This window comes from Woodsholea maritima DSM 17123 (assembly GCF_000382325.1).
Taxonomy (GTDB): Bacteria; Pseudomonadota; Alphaproteobacteria; order Caulobacterales; family Maricaulaceae; genus Woodsholea; species Woodsholea maritima.
In genome coordinates, this window is record NZ_KB908056.1 from 955,616 (window position 1) to 970,189 (window position 14,574).

A 14,574-nucleotide genomic window follows, 5' to 3' on the forward strand; every position below is an offset into this window, starting at 1 on the left:
TTCCCAAAATGGTGCAACATGCGGGGCAGGTTGCAGGTTTTATGCCGTCACGGTTGAATGGCGGCGATGATGAAAATTGTTGGTACCTGAGCGCGTCACATCACAAGTCGCGCTGTCCAAGGCAATAGGTAAGGTCCATTCGGATCTTTTAATGCCTGACATAGGCGAAAGGTTGCGTCAAGCGCTTTAATCTTAGAATGGCTTCACAATCGCTAAAGGGGCCAGGATCAAAACCAGGATCGCCGGTCCCTCATTCATGATCCGCCAGAATTTTTCGCTGCGTGGGCGCTCACCCCGCGCAAATTTCTTCTGCGAACTCACGTAAAAGCCATGTATTCCAGAAAGAATGATCACGAGCATCAATTTAACATGAAACCAACCGGCTGTGAATAAACTGGGATTGGCGAACATCATCAAGGCCGCCAACAACCAGACCGCAATCATCGAAGGATTAATGATGATCTTTAACAGGTTACGTTCCTGGATCAGCAAAGCCTCTTCCAGTTCACCGCCCGGTATAGCACGATGATGATAGACAAACAGGCGCGGCAAATAGAGCATGCCCGCCATCCAGAAAATCACGGCGGCAATGTGGAAACCCTTGATCCACAAATAGTGATTTAATAGAAAATCTTGCATCATCAATACCTTAATTCTAGGCTACTGGATCAAGCTTGGCCGGACATTGAGTGCAGTGTGCCGGGCACAGGCGCGCACCCTGAGGCGGTTTAATCCCCACATCACCCTCCAACGCCTCCAAGGTCAATGCGCTGAGCGCTTTGATATAGCCGGCATTGACACTCAGTGTGGGAACACGGGTATAGCCCAGAACCTTATGTTCTTGGGCAAGCTCATAATATTCTTCATCCAGCTCCACCAAAGTCTCGATATGCTCAGAGACGAAGGCAATCGGGACCAATAGAATGTGGCGGCCCGCTTCACTGGCGCGAATCACACACTCATCCGTCGATGGCCCGATCCATTTCAACGGACCCACGCGCGATTGATAGCAAATCTCGATATCGTCAAACGCGGGCAAATACTGACGCACAGCTTCAACCGTGCGTTCAACCTGCCACTGATAAGGGTCACCGGCTTCAATGATTTTCTCCGGCAAGCCATGGGCCGAGAACAGCACCCTCACCCCTTCAGGTGATCCGGCCGCCTTCCAGCTTTTCAAAATCAGTTCGGCATGGGCTTTGATGAAATCACCCTCTTGTGGGTAACAACAAATGGTCCGTGCAGGACCGCCCCCGGCTTTGGTCCAGGCCGTTAAAGACGATCCTGTCGTGGTCGTTGAAAACTGCGGATAAAGCGGCAGCAGCACGGTTTCATCGGGTTCAAATTCTTTGACCAACTCAACGGCTTCTTCAACAAAAGGATGCCAATACCGCATGGCGATAATGATTTGAAACTCATCATCAGGCGAGAGGGCCTGTAGCTGCGCCTTCAAGGCATCGGCTTGTTTTTTGGTTTCGGGCAGCAAGGGCGAGCCCCCACCCATCTTATCGTAATTCACCTGAGCTTCAGGCGCGCGCTTTTTCGAGATGATCCAGGCCAAAGGCTCACGGATCAATCCCGGCAGATTGATAATCGCGGGATCACGAAACAGGTTTTGCAAAAAGGGCTGAACGTCTTCGGGCAGATCTGGTCCACCCAGATTAAATAAAACCACGGCAATTTTGCGGCCCATCGTCGTTCCTCCCTATTGTTTTAATGATCCGACGCGCGCACCAGCGCCATCAGCTGATCAACATGCTCGGGTGGCACATCCGGTGTAATGCCATGTCCCAGGTTGAAGATATAGGGCCGATCTTTCCAGGCGGCGCGTAATCGCTGTACTTCATCGGCTAAAATCGCACCGCCCACCTTCAACACGGCCGGATCGAGCTGGCCTTGCACGGGTAAATCACGCGGTAAAGCCTCAATCGCCCAACGCGTTGACACCCCATGATCAAGCGCCAGGCCCGTAATTCCGGTTTCCTTGGCATAGGCGACATAATTCGGGCCAGCCCCGCGCGGAAAGCCAATAATCGGGGCCTCAATACCTGCGGCGCGCACTTTTTCAATGATAGCACGGGTCGGGCCAATGATCACCCGATCAAACAAAGGATCTGGAAGACCTTCAGCCCAGCTATCGAACAGTTTTAAAACCTCTGCGCCCGCATTGGCTTGCATGATCAGATAATCGGCCGTTACCTCGATCAACAGGCTTAACAGATCATCAAAGCGCGCGGGATCTTTCCAAGCGGCCTGACGCACCGCCCATTTATCCTTACTGCCGCCGCCTTCAACCATATAGGTCGCCACCGTCCAGGGTGATCCGGCAAAGCCGATCAAAGTACAGCTGGAGGGTAATTCACGGCGCAAAATGGAAAGCGTTTCACCAACCGGAGCCAGATGATCCATCGCGCCCGTGGTTGAAAGATGATTGAGCCGGGTTGGATCGACCGCTTCTAATTTTGGCCCTTCGCCTTTCACGAACCAGACTTTCTGGCCCAACGCCATGGGCGTAAGAAGAATATCGGCAAAAACGATAGAGGCATCGAAGCCATAACGTCTGATGGGCTGCAAAGTGACTTCGCTGGCTGCCTCTGGGTTCAGACAAAAGCTGATGAAATCGGGTTGAGTGGCGCGAACCTTGCGATATTCGGGTAAATAGCGTCCTGCCTGTCTCATCAACCAGATCGGAGGCGGAGAGACACACTCCCCACGAAGGACCTTTAACAGGGCTTTATCTTGGTTCACCGCTCATGCTCCATAGGCTTTGGGTATGACTATTCACACCCGGTCATACCCGTCCTTCAATTCTTTCTATTAGACTCTTAAAAATAGAAGGAGTCGTAGGGGCGTGGGTAATGTGGACAACAGGCCATACCCGGATTACTCCCCATTATCCAGACCCTGGGGATAAGCACTTGCACACTGCGGCGGTATGACCGGGGATAATCGCGATATTAAGATTTTATTAACCAAAATTTACAAGCGATAAAAAGTCATACCGGCCTGTGGGTCGATGTTTAAAACACCGTTCACTGAATATTGCTTCTCACAGCCCTGTGCCAAATAGGTCCTTATGGGTAAAACAAATCTCATAAAGGTGCATGACGGGCGAAGAAACGAATTCAATAAATGAAGTAAGTGTTTAGCGGGGAAAACTGAGCCAATTGTCCACACCCTCTTCACAGCCGCGTGCGCAAAACTTATACCTAACGCCCCTCACCCTTCGCGTAACGGAGCCTTCCGGCCATGGCTGCCCCCTCTCTTCCGGTCCATTTTCACGTTCATATGATTTCAGATTCGACCGGGGAAACCTTGATGGCGGTAATGCGCGCCTCGGTGGTGCAGTTTGAACATGCCCGCCCGATTGAACATCTCTATGCGCTGGTCAGAAGTCCACGTACCTTGGAGCGGGCGCTGGATCATGTGGCGGCTTATCCAGGTATCGTCATGTTTACTATGGTCAATAATGAATTGCGTGAAGCGTTGGAAGATCGCTGCGCTCAGCTGGGTATGCCAGCCATTGCGATCCTGGATCCGATCCAGGCGACGCTATCGGGCTATCTCGGTGCGCCCATGTTGGGGCGCACGGGCGCGCAGCGTCAGTTGAATGCGGATTATTATCGCCGGATTGAGGCGATGGATTACTCCATGAACCATGATGATGGTCAGGGCGAGCATTTGGCGAAGGCTGAAGTGATTTTGATGGGGGTTAGCCGGACCTCGAAAACACCAACCTGCGTGTATCTGGGCCATCGTGGGATCCGCGCGGCCAATGTGCCGATTGTCAAGGATGCGCCCTTGCCGCCCATCCTGTTTGAATTGAAAAAACCCTTGATTGTCGGGCTGACAGCCTCGCCGGAACGGATTATCCAAATTCGCCGTAATCGCTTGTTAAATCTACAAGAAGAGCGCTCAACGGATTATATTGAAGAAGACGCCGTACGCGATGAAATTATCTATGCCAAGCGGCTTTATGCCCGCCATGGTTGGCCGACCATTGATGTCACCCGGCGCTCCATTGAAGAAACGGCCGCGAAGGTCATCAACCTCCTGACTGAACATAAAGCGAATTTATCATGAGTTTTATTCTCGCCTCGGGCTCGGCCTCACGCCGGGCCATTTTAACTCAAGCTGGGCTTAGCTTTGATGTCGATCCGGCTAAAGTTGATGAAGATATTTTAAAACAACAGTTTAAAGGTTTGGATCTGGGCGATCTGGCCCAGGCCTTGGCCGATGAAAAAGCGTTGGACGTGTCACGTCGGCGCGCAGATCAGATCGTGATCGGCGGCGATCAGGTCTTAGATCTGGATGGGCACTTGTTTGATAAGGCCAAAACCCCTGAAGAGGCGCGCGCGCGGTTAGTGGCGTTTCGCGGCAAACGCCATGCGCTGAAAGGGGGGCTCGCCGCAGCGCTTAATGGGGAAGTGATCTGGCGCCATCAAAGTGTGGCCTATTTACAGGTTCGCGCGTTTTCTGATGCGTTTTTAGACGATTACATGATCAAGGCCGGGGATATTTTGACCCAAAGCGTAGGGGCCTATGCCTTTGAAGGCCTGGGCGCGCAATTGTTTGACCAGGTTGAGGGCGATTATTACGCTATTTTGGGCTTGGATTTGATTGCCTTGTTAGGGTTTTTGCGCCGTCAGGGCGTAATTGCGGAGTAAAGCCATGGCCTTACCCATGCCTTTGGCGGGTGTTGTTGGATGGCCGGTGGCCCATTCCTTATCGCCGGTGATGATGGACCAATGGCTGGCCGCCACCCAGTGTGATGGGCGCTATTGTGCCTTTGCGGTCAAGCCCGAGGATTTTTCCCGCGTCATCAAGACCTTGCCGGATATGGGCGTGGTGGGTGTCAATGTGACCCTGCCTCATAAGGAAGCGGCGCTGAAGATCGCGGATATCTTAAGTGACCGCGCAAAAGCTGTTGGTGCGGTGAATGTTCTGACCTTTAAGGACGGGCATATCCATGGTGATAATAGCGATGTAATTGGCATAGAAACGGCGCTTGAGCCGGTTACACATCGTGATCTTCCCGTCTTGGTTCTGGGGGCTGGGGGTGCGGCCCGCGCTGCCCTCACCGCCCTTAAAAGCTTAGGGTTTTCTAACATTCGCCTTACTAATCGCACCCGCGAACGCGCAGAGGATTTGGCGCAAATGCTCAGCCCCTCTGCCCAGATTTATGAGTGGCAGGATAAACGCGCGGTTGAGGCATGTGGTTTGATCATCAATGCCACATCGATGGGATTAAAAGGGCAAAACCCTTTGCATCTGGATTTGAAGGGCGTGGATGCGCGTGCCAGCGTGTTTGATATGGTCTATAATCCCTTGAAAACCCAGCTTTTGGACGATGCTGAGGCCGTAGGGCTTACAACGATTGATGGGTTAGAGATGTTGATCGGCCAGGCGCGTCCCGCCTTTGAAGCCTTCTTTGGCGTTAAACCGGTGGAGCCCTCAGATCAAAGCGTGCGCGAAACTTTAGTGTCCGCGCTGGGGCTATAGCCATGATTAAAATTGGCCTGACCGGTTCGATAGGAATGGGAAAATCCACTACCGCCAAGATGTTGGCTGATATGGGTTATCCGGTGTTTGATGCCGATCAGACCGTCGCCGATCTTTATGCTCAAGGCGGTAAGGCGGTCGAACCTGTTGCCGCGCGCTTTCCTTCAGCCCTTAACAAGGGTGCCATTGATCGCGTTTTGTTATCGCAGGCTTTAAATGACGATCCGAAGGGCTTCGCCGATCTTGAAGCGATCGTCCATCCTTTGGTGGATGAGGCTCGTCAGGCCTTCTTCGCTGAGGCAGAAGCCAACGGCCACACTTTGGTTATCCTTGATATACCCTTGTTGTTTGAGGCCGGGCTTGATCGTCTATGTGATGTGATTTGGGTGGTGTCCGCGCCTGAGGACCATCAGCGTGCGCGGGTTCTGGCGCGTGAGGGTATGAGTGAGGCGAAATTTGCCGCCATTGTTGCGCGGCAAATGCCCGATGCGCACAAGCGTGCGCGCGCCGATGCGGTAATTGATACCAGTCAGGGGCTGGAAGTGGTGCGCGAACACTTGCAAACTTTGATCGAAAATTTATCCGTCAAAGGATCTTAGACGCGCATGGCCAGAGAGATTATTTTCGATACCGAAACCACGGGCTTTCATGCCCAGGGCGGTGATCGCATTACCGAATTGGGCTGTGTGGAAGTCATTGATATGATCCCGACGGGCCGTGATTATCGCCAGCTCATCAATCCAGAACGCATCATCCCAAAGGAAGTGACCCAGGTCACCGGCCACACCAATGAGATGCTGAAAGATTGCCCGAAATTCCATCAAATCGCCGATGATTTCATTGAATTCGTGGGCGATTCGGTGATGGTCGCCCATAATGCGCCCTTTGATATGGGCTTTATCAATATGGAAATGGCGCGCCTGGGTAAGCCGACTTATCCGGTTGAGCGCTTTAAAGATACCGCAGCGATGGCGCGCACGCGCTTTCCCGGTGCTCCGGCCTCCTTGGATGCTTTGTGTAAGCGTTTCAATGTCTCGCTAGAAAGTCGGACTAAGCACGGGGCCTTGATCGACGCCTATCTGTTGGCCGAGGTGTATCTGGAGCTGAATGGCGGGCGTGAACGGCGCCTGGAATTTCATCGCTCCCAGCATGAAGCGGGCAAGGTTGTTTTTCCCAAACGCCCGGCACGGCCCAATCCTTTGGCACCCTTCTCAACGACTGAGGAGCATGAGGCTCACAAGGCCTTTTTAGCGGGGCTCCCCAGTGAAACCCTGTGGCAAAAATTAGGGGGGCTCTAGGCCCCCCTTTGGTCTTCGCGCCTGTCGTGATCGCTTAGGCGTTGCCTACAGGGCCATCTTGTTGGCCAGCCATAGACCGCTCGGCCAATTGACGACGGTAAAGCGCTGCGAAATCAACAGGCTCCAACATCAGAGGCGGGAAGCCACCATCGCGGGTCGCATCGGCCAGGATCCGGCGGGCAAATGGGAAGAGCAGGCGCGGGCATTCGATCAGCAAGAAGGGCTCGCGGCTGACATCATCAATGCCAGTGATTTGGAACAGGCCCGCATAGACCAGCTCAGCCACAAACAGGGCCGCATCATCGCGCTTGGCATTCGCGCCCAGAACCAAAGCGACTTCATAGGTTTGTTCGTCAAGTTTGCGCGCCTGAACATCAATCGTCAGATCAATATTGGGCTGGCTGGCACCTGGACGCAGGCTCTCTGGAGCACCTGGATTTTCAAAGGATAAGTCTTTGATGTATTGACCCATAACCCGGATTTGTGGGCCTTGGGGTTGTTGTGGCGCTTCAGGTGTTGCAGGTGCATCAGTCATAAGAATATCTCGAAGGTTACAAACAAAACGAGGATTGAAGATCATCAATCCTTAAATCTAGAGCTGAGCCGCGCGTAGCATGGGGGCCGGGTTCTGACAAGCGTAGCGCTTCATTTCGCGCGTGCAGAACGGGGGTTTCAAAGCACGTTGGCTTATCTATATCTGCGCAAAATGATGAGATAAGCCATCTTTATAAGTCGGTTTAGGCTGACGCGCCGTCAAAACACGCTTATATCTTAAGCCAAAGCCATAAGGGATCATCATGGACGTTTTACAAATTGTCTTTTTCGCCGCGATTGCGGTGGTTTTAGGTGTGTTCCTGTTTCGGGTCTTGGGCCGACCCACGGGGTATATGGGTGAAGATGAAACCCATGAAGACCCTGATTACCGCGGTCCTTATGGCCATAATGAAGATCTCGATAAGAATAAAGAGACCTCGATTATTCGCCCTGAGGTTTTTCAACGCTATGACCGTGAAGTGGCCGATGGCTTGAAATCGATTGAAGCCGAAGATCGCGCTTTTGAGCCGGTAAATTTTGTCGAAGGGGCTAAGGGCGCCTATCGCATGATTGTTGAGGCGTTTGCTGAAGGCAATCGTGAGGCTCTTAAGCCTCTGTTATCCGAAAGAGTGTTTAACGCTTATTCTCAAGCGATTGGCGATCGCGAAAGCCGGGGTGAAACCATGAAAACCCAGGTGGAGCGTTTTGCCGATGTCAAAATCACCCATGCCAGCCTTAATAAGGGGCGCGCGCGGGTGAAGGTTTACTTCGCCAGTGATTTGGCGACAGAAACCAAGAATGCGGCGGGTGAACGCATTGCCGGGGACTGGTCGACCCTGCAAAGCGTGAAAGAAACATGGAGCTTCGAGCGGGATGTGGCGAGCGATAATCCAAACTGGGTTCTGGCCGGGGTTAAACCGGAAGACGACGCTTAACGCTCTGGCGAAATTTATGATTTTGGCAGGTTGTCTAACATTGGCGGCCTGCGCATCTTCGGGGGGGTCCACCAGCTCGGGGCGCTATACACCTTCCAGCCCCTCCTATACCCCGCCCGCCCAAAGGGTGAGCCAAGGCCATGTGGTCGATTATCGCCAGGTTTCAGGTTGGGGCTATCATGATCCGCGCCCTGCCCTGACGTCTTTCTTACAATCGTGCACTTATATTGTGCGGCGCAATCCCTCTGATCCTTTATCGCCCAATACGCCCTATGCGGGCCGCATTGGCGATTGGCTGGATATTTGCGCCGCCGCGCAGGCTTTAAGCTATGGCGCGGTCAGTGAAGCGGACGCGCGCACCTTTTTTGAAGACCATTTCACGCCGGTCGAATTGGGCGGTGAGGGCAAGCTAACGGGCTATTATGAGCCGATTATTGATGTGCGCTCACAGCCCGATAGCGAGTATTCCATGGCGATCCGCGCGGTGCCGGGCGATCTCTTTTCCGGTGATGTCGGTCAACTGATCGCGGGCCTCGATCAAGGCTATGATCCTTATAGCGAAAAGACTGCGGATGTAGGTCCGCGCGGCGATATTGAAAGTTATGATCTGGGTGCGCCTTTGGCCTGGGGCCATCCGATTGATGTTTTCTTCCTTCAGGTTCAAGGCTCTGGGCGTTTGCGTTTTGAAGATGGCCGTGAAGCGCGTGCGGCCTTTGCTGCCCATAATGGCTATAGTTATGTCTCCATCGGCCGGGTTCTGATCAATCGCGGGGAGCTGGATCCTCATCGCGCTTCGAAACAGGATATTGAAAATTGGCTGTGGGCGCGTGGGCCATCGGCCTGGCGCGATTTATTCAATGAAAACCCGCGCTATGTCTTCTTTCGCCTTATTCCGATAGACAATCATGATCTTGGACCCGTCGGTGCGCAGGGCGTGCCCCTAACACCGCTGGCGAGTTTGGCGGTTGATCGCAATCTTTATCCGCTGGGTGCGCCGATTTGGATTGAATCAGATTTGGCCGAAGCGCCCAACTGGACCGGTCTGGTCATTGCCCAGGATGCCGGGGGCGCAATCACCGGACCCTTGCGCGGGGACATGTTTTATGGTTGGGGTGAGGCGGCTGAACGTCGCTCGGGTCGGCAAAATGCCCAGGCCCGCTGGACCATCTTTCTACCCCATCATCTCGCACGCAGGATATCGTGACCCCTAAGCGCCCTAAATTCGGATTATCTTCTGAAGATCGCCAAATTTGGGACCAGATTACCCGCAGTGTAAAACCGATCAAGAAAGCGCCTGCCCCACCGGTTGAGCCTGTGAGCGACAGTGCCGACGAGGATGTCACGCCTGCGCGCGCCAAGCGCGGGGCGCGTTCGGCCTATCGCTTGAAAAAAGCCCCAGACGCTAGTCCTGAAGATTATCAAGCCATGGTCAAGGGCTATGGTGGGGCTTCGCGCGAGGTCATGGCGCGCGCTTTGGCTGAATTCCAGGCCGATCAGCGCAAAAAACGCCATAACCCCCAGCCTGTGGATCGCGGGCCGGAAAAGAAAATCCGCCGTGGTCAGGTTGAGGTGGACGCTCGCATTGATCTGCATGGTCTGACCCAGGCAGAGGCCCGCCATGAATTGCGCGCCTTTATCACCCGCGCCCATGACAGCGGGAAGAAAACTGTGCTGGTCATTACCGGCAAGGGAGCCAATAAGCGCACACGCGATGAGCGGCGCTTTCAACCCTGGCATCCTGATGAGCGCGCCTTGCCGGGCGTTTTACGGCGCAATTTTAGTCTTTGGCTGAGTGAGCCGGATTTAGCGCCCTTTGTCTCTGGCTTTGCCAGTGCCCATATGCGTCATGGCGGCGATGGGGCGTTTTATGTGATGCTACGCCAGTCTTAGGCCCGTTTACCCTGTATCAAAACAAGACGGAGCGAACTTGATAAGTTTGCGCGGTTTAGGTGTAAGTTATGGTAAACATAATTTAAACAGAGTAAATATCGAGTAAAGAATTAACCTTATAAAAACTTTATAGCAATTTGCATAAATTAAGGGCACGGATGAACCGTGCCCTTAATGCTATGAATTACGCTGGAACGGAGATGAGCGCTTCAATCAACAATTCTGCCGTGGGCTCTGAGGATGCTGGGTTTTGACCCGTGATTAACAGACCATCTTGGATGGCATAGGGCGCAAAGGCGTCCCCCTTTTCATAGCGCCCACCACGATCGATCAGAGTATCTTCCACCAGAAGAGGCACGATGTCGGTAAGGCCCACAGCATCTTCTTCCTCATTGGTAAAGCCTGTGACTTTACGGCCCTTTACCAGATAGTCACCGTTTTTATCCTTGGTGTTGGCCAGGACGATAGGCGCGTGACACACGGCGGCAATCGGCTTGTTTTGCCCCCAGAAGGCTTCGATCAAGGCGATGGAATGGGGGTCAGACACCAGATCCCATAACGGGCCATGCCCACCCGGATAAAAGACCGCATCAAAGTCATCGGCTTTGACGTCAGCCAGTTTCACGGTGGTGGCCAATTGATGTTGGCTGGCGCTGTCTTCGTTAAAACGCCGGGTCGCCTCAGTCTGGCTTTCAGGTGCGGAGCTTTTGGGATCGAGCGGGGGTTGGCCGCCTTTTGGGGAGGCCAAAGTGATCTCGTAGCCTTTATCCTTCAATGCATAATAGGGGGCTGCGAATTCTTCCAGCCAAAATCCGGTTTTTTCGCCCGTATTGCCCAAGCGATCATGGGAGGTCAAAACCATCAAAACGGATTTCGCCACAGAGTGTGTCATCGTTGTCTCCTTATGGTAAGGCCACCTCTGAGCTGAGTGCGCCTCAAACAAATCTTGATAGGGGGTATATAGTTTGTTCCACATGGGTGATTAGGGGGTAATTTTGGGATATATTATTGCTGATGAGCAATAATGGAGTGCGCCATGGCGGCTTGGGATGGCATTGCGGAGTTTCTGTGCGTCGTGGAGACGGGGGGGTTCACCGCGGCGGCTAAGCGCCTGGGGGTCTCGACCTCTCATGTCTCGCGCCAAGTGGCGCAGCTGGAAGACCGGTTGGGCGTGAAACTGTTGGCGCGCTCGACCCGCTTGGTGCGTGTAACCGAAGCCGGCGAGATTTATTTCGCCCGGATGAGCGATATCGCCAGCGCCATGGCCGATGCCGATCAGGTGGTAGCGGGCTTAGAGGCGCATTTAAGGGGTAAAATTCGTGTGTCCGCCGGTGGGGCGATGGCGGAATATTATGTCGCCCCGGCTTTGGCGCAATTTGCCGCCCAAAATCCCGGCGTTGAGATTGAGCTGGATTTTAATGCGCGTAATGTGAATTTGATTGATGAAGGCTTTGATTTCGCAATCCGTTATGGCGTGCTGGCGGAAAATGGCTTGATTGCGCGCAAGCTCTGTACACGCGATATGGTCTGTGCTGCGGCTCCGGCCTATCTGGCGCGCGCTGGGATGCCGCGCCATCCTGATGAGCTGAAGCATCATGCGTGCCTACGCACCAATCAAGCCGTGTGGACCTTTCAAGATATTGAAACCCAAGTCCCTATTGATGTGCGGGTAAAAGGCCCCTGGATCACGAATAACGCCAGCGCGCTGTGCACAGGCGCGATGGCGGGCCTGGGCGTGGTCTATACCCCGCGCGAAAGTTTGCGTGAAGCGCTCGCGGCCGGTGCCCTGACCCCAATCTTAGAGGGTTATGAGGATAAGACCCGTTCCAGCTGGATCGTCTATCCAGAGCGCCGACACATGCCCTTGCGGGTGCGCCGCGCCATTGATCATGTGTTCGATACGGTCAAGGCCGCGAAAGCCATGAAAAAAGCCGCTGAGGCGTCCCCAGCGGCTTAGATCAATGCATAAGTAGCCTTATTTTGGCGGCATGCGCGCACCCGCATCCAGGCGGACGCATTCAGCATTGATATAATCATTGCTGACCATGAAATGGACCAGGTCCGCATATTCCGCGGGCGTGCCAAAGCGGTTGGGATATTGCAGATGCGCGACCAGGCTGGTTTTCACTTCCGGCGGCATTTGTTCGTAAATCGGGGTTTCAAAGAAGCCCGGCAGGATGGTGTTGACGCGAATGCCTTCGCGCGCCAGATCCCGTGCCATCGGTAGGGTCATGGCATAGATGCCGCCCTTGCTGGCCCCATAGGCGACCTGACCCATCTGGCCATCTTGCGCTGCGACGGAGGCGGTGTTGACGATGACGCCGCGCCCCGCGCCTTCAATAGGATCAAGGTGCAACATGCCTTCAGCGGATTTTGCCGCGCAAATGAAAGAGCCTATCAGATTGATATTGATGACTTTTTTGAAGCCTTCAATGCGGTGGCCCATAATCTCTCCGCTTGAGGAGCGACGTGCGGTTTTTTCTGCCCAGCCAATACCGGCGCAATTGACCATGATGCGTTCTTGACCATGGGCGGCGCGCGCAATCTCAAAGCCGGCGGCGACGCTGGCTTCATCAGAGACATCTACCTTGGCGAATGCCCCGCCGATCTCTTTGGCGACGGCCTGGCCGCGCTCTTCATTCAAATCAAACAGGGTGACTTTGGCCCCTTCGGCGGCCAGGCGGCGCGCAGTGCCTTCGCCCAAACCCGATGCACCACCGGTGACAACGGCGGCGATTGAACTGTCTAATTTCATGATGTCCTCCCTTGGGGGTCCAGCCCCTGAAAGGGGCCTTGTCGCTATGGACTTTACTCTATGATGAAGGTGATAGCGCGCCTATCTGATAAAGCAACAGGTCAAACGGTTTTATCCCGATCAGGTTTAGTGTTAGATGCGCACAGCAATTCATCCGTATGGGGGTAAGTATGGCTGAGACACGTCCAACAGCTTTGGTTTTGCATGGCGGAGCCAGCGTGGTCGCGGATAAATCCTATGAGGCGGAGCTGACGCATCTGCGCGAAGTGGCTGAAAAGGGCAAATCCCTGCTGGCCGAAGGCATGAGTGCGCTGGATGTGTGTGTGGAGGTCGTGAAAGACCTTGAAGAGGCCGGGCTTTATGTCGCGGGCAAAGGCTCATCGCCCAATCAGGTCGGTCGGTATGAGCTGGATGCCGCCTTGATGGAAGGTCATACCCGTAAGGCGGGCTCGGTGGCCTCTCTGGTCGGGTATCGCCATCCCATCGCGGTGGCCCAGCGGATGATGATCACCATTCCCCATGTGATGTTGGTGGGTGAGGGCGCAGCCGCCTTCGCCAAAGAACAAGGCATGGAAGAAATCACCGATCCTGAGAGTTATTATACCCCGGCGGCGGTGCCCGATGGGCGTGAAATCGCGGTCGGCACGGTGGGCTGTGTGGCGCTGGATCAGGCCGGGCATTTGGCCGCTGCGACCTCTACCGGTGGCACGATCAATAAGCGCTGGGGCCGGGTTGGCGATAGCCCCTTGATCGGGGCGGGCACCTGGGCCGATAGCCGCATTGCGGTCTCGTGCACCGGTCAGGGCGAGTATTTCATCCGCGCCGTGGCGGCGGCCGATGTGGCCGCGCGGGTGGCGTATGGGGGTGCGTCCCTGGATGTGGCTGTGATTGGCGCGCTGGGCGATGTGAAGCGCCTGGGCGGGGATGGCGGCATGATCGCGGTTGCCCGTGATGGCTCGGTCGTGGCGCGCTTTACTTCGCAAGGCATGAAACGCGCAATCGTCCATCCCAGTGGGAAGATCGAGGTTGGCGTCGCCTAAGTCCTTTTAGGGTTAAAACAGCCCCAAAGCTTGCCACAGGGCGCTTTGCCTATTAAGGCCTCTCACCCCAGAAAGGGAGTTCCATGAGAGGCTATTTTGCAATCGGCGTGGAGGGCATTTCGAAGGCGATGAATCTGGGTGCGATCATGCGCACGGGCCATGCCTTTGGGGCCAGTTTTGTCTTTACCGTCAATGCCGCGCACCATCTGCGTGAGATTAACCGTGCAGACACATCACGCACCCTCAATCACGTGCCTTATTATGATTGGGAAACTTTAGACGATATGGCCCTACCCAAGGGGTGCCAGCTGGTGGGGGTTGAGTTGACCGATGATGCCATCGACCTTCCCACTTTCAAGCATCCCAAGGCGGCGGCCTATGTGCTGGGGCGTGAACGGGGCTCTTTAAGCCCTGAAATGCAAGAGCGTTGCAGTCATATTGTGAAAATTCCCACCAAATTCTGCGTGAATGTCTCGGTGGCGGGCGCCTTGACGCTTTATGATCGTACCATCTGTATGGGCGGGTATCCCAAGCGTCCAATCATGCCCGGTGGTCCGCAAATCGGCGAGCCCCATACCTGGGGTCCGCCCAAACAACGCCGCGCGTAAAGTTTTTAACAA

Annotated in this window: 17 protein-coding genes; 11 read left to right on the forward strand and 6 right to left on the reverse strand. The window is 54.4% G+C overall.

Annotated elements, in window-relative coordinates; all coding sequences use genetic code 11:
- Nucleotides 1-192: 192 nt before the first annotated feature.
- From hemJ to hemE, 3 genes are read right to left on the reverse strand one after another with little or no spacing between them, the layout of a single operon-like run.
- Nucleotides 193-639: a protoporphyrinogen oxidase HemJ gene (gene hemJ / locus H151_RS0104505; RefSeq protein ID WP_019960450.1), complete on the reverse strand. Its 447-nt coding sequence runs from the start codon at nt 637-639 to the stop codon at nt 193-195.
- A 16-nt stretch (nt 640-655) separates the two neighbouring features.
- On the reverse strand, nt 656-1,693 hold the full coding sequence (gene hemH / locus H151_RS0104510; protein ID WP_019960451.1) for a ferrochelatase: 1,038 nt from the start codon (nt 1,691-1,693) through the stop codon (nt 656-658).
- A 20-nt stretch (nt 1,694-1,713) separates the two neighbouring features.
- A complete protein-coding gene (hemE, locus tag H151_RS0104515; RefSeq protein WP_019960452.1) occupies nt 1,714-2,748 on the reverse strand; it encodes a uroporphyrinogen decarboxylase in 1,035 nt (344 codons plus the stop codon).
- A gap of 501 nt (nt 2,749-3,249) precedes the next feature.
- Here hemE and H151_RS0104520 point away from each other — a divergent pair.
- From H151_RS0104520 to dnaQ, 5 genes are read left to right on the forward strand one after another with little or no spacing between them, the layout of a single operon-like run.
- Nucleotides 3,250-4,083: a pyruvate, water dikinase regulatory protein gene (locus H151_RS0104520; protein ID WP_019960453.1), complete on the forward strand. Its 834-nt coding sequence runs from the start codon at nt 3,250-3,252 to the stop codon at nt 4,081-4,083.
- Nucleotides 4,080-4,667 carry a Maf family protein gene (locus H151_RS0104525; RefSeq protein ID WP_019960454.1) on the forward strand — a complete coding sequence of 196 codons (588 nt, stop codon included), beginning with the start codon at nt 4,080-4,082 and terminating at the stop codon, nt 4,665-4,667. Before H151_RS0104520 ends, H151_RS0104525 begins: the two co-directional genes overlap by 4 nt.
- 4 nt (nt 4,668-4,671) lie before the next feature.
- A complete protein-coding gene (aroE, locus tag H151_RS15450; RefSeq protein ID WP_019960455.1) occupies nt 4,672-5,502 on the forward strand; it encodes a shikimate dehydrogenase in 831 nt (276 codons plus the stop codon).
- Between the two features lie 2 nt (nt 5,503-5,504).
- Nucleotides 5,505-6,101, forward strand: a complete 597-nt coding sequence (gene coaE, locus H151_RS0104535; protein WP_019960456.1) for a dephospho-CoA kinase — start codon at nt 5,505-5,507, stop codon at nt 6,099-6,101.
- Between the two features lie 6 nt (nt 6,102-6,107).
- Nucleotides 6,108-6,800, forward strand: a complete 693-nt coding sequence (gene dnaQ, locus H151_RS0104540; protein WP_019960457.1) for a DNA polymerase III subunit epsilon — start codon at nt 6,108-6,110, stop codon at nt 6,798-6,800.
- Between the two features lie 34 nt (nt 6,801-6,834).
- Here the strand turns inward: dnaQ and secB are convergent, their stop codons facing one another.
- Nucleotides 6,835-7,335 carry a protein-export chaperone SecB gene (gene secB / locus H151_RS0104545; protein ID WP_019960458.1) on the reverse strand — a complete coding sequence of 167 codons (501 nt, stop codon included), beginning with the start codon at nt 7,333-7,335 and terminating at the stop codon, nt 6,835-6,837.
- A gap of 262 nt (nt 7,336-7,597) precedes the next feature.
- Here secB and H151_RS15455 point away from each other — a divergent pair, with 262 nt between their 5' ends.
- Genes H151_RS15455 through H151_RS0104565 form a run of 3 tightly spaced genes read left to right on the forward strand, consistent with a single transcriptional unit; the run spans nt 7,598 to nt 10,159 of the window.
- Complete coding sequence (locus tag H151_RS15455) at nt 7,598-8,269, forward strand: Tim44/TimA family putative adaptor protein (RefSeq protein ID WP_019960460.1); 672 nt, start codon at nt 7,598-7,600, stop codon at nt 8,267-8,269.
- 16 nt (nt 8,270-8,285) lie between these two features.
- Nucleotides 8,286-9,473, forward strand: a complete 1,188-nt coding sequence (mltA, locus tag H151_RS0104560; protein WP_019960461.1) for a murein transglycosylase A — start codon at nt 8,286-8,288, stop codon at nt 9,471-9,473.
- Complete coding sequence (locus H151_RS0104565) at nt 9,470-10,159, forward strand: Smr/MutS family protein (RefSeq protein WP_019960462.1); 690 nt, start codon at nt 9,470-9,472, stop codon at nt 10,157-10,159. Before mltA ends, H151_RS0104565 begins: the two co-directional genes overlap by 4 nt.
- Nucleotides 10,160-10,343: 184 nt before the next feature.
- On the opposite strand, the gene H151_RS0104570 is transcribed toward H151_RS0104565, so the two are convergent.
- Nucleotides 10,344-11,051 carry a type 1 glutamine amidotransferase domain-containing protein gene (locus H151_RS0104570; protein ID WP_019960463.1) on the reverse strand — a complete coding sequence of 236 codons (708 nt, stop codon included), beginning with the start codon at nt 11,049-11,051 and terminating at the stop codon, nt 10,344-10,346.
- A gap of 144 nt (nt 11,052-11,195) precedes the next feature.
- Here H151_RS0104570 and H151_RS0104575 point away from each other — a divergent pair, with 144 nt between their 5' ends.
- Entirely contained in the window at nt 11,196-12,116 is a 921-nt protein-coding gene (locus tag H151_RS0104575; protein WP_019960464.1) for a LysR family transcriptional regulator, read from the forward strand.
- A gap of 18 nt (nt 12,117-12,134) precedes the next feature.
- Here H151_RS0104575 and H151_RS0104580 read toward each other — a convergent pair whose 3' ends face one another.
- On the reverse strand, nt 12,135-12,914 hold the full coding sequence (locus H151_RS0104580; RefSeq protein WP_019960465.1) for an SDR family oxidoreductase: 780 nt from the start codon (nt 12,912-12,914) through the stop codon (nt 12,135-12,137).
- Between the two features lie 170 nt (nt 12,915-13,084).
- On the opposite strand from H151_RS0104580, the gene H151_RS0104585 reads away from it, so the two are divergent.
- Both H151_RS0104585 and H151_RS0104590 read left to right on the forward strand, forming a co-directional pair.
- The gene (locus tag H151_RS0104585; protein ID WP_019960466.1) at nt 13,085-13,954 is read left to right on the forward strand and encodes an isoaspartyl peptidase/L-asparaginase family protein; all 870 of its coding nucleotides are present in this window, start codon (nt 13,085-13,087) and stop codon (nt 13,952-13,954) included.
- An 83-nt stretch (nt 13,955-14,037) separates the two neighbouring features.
- Entirely contained in the window at nt 14,038-14,562 is a 525-nt protein-coding gene (locus H151_RS0104590) for an RNA methyltransferase (protein ID WP_019960467.1), read from the forward strand.
- The last annotated feature ends 12 nt before the right edge of the window (nt 14,563-14,574 follow it).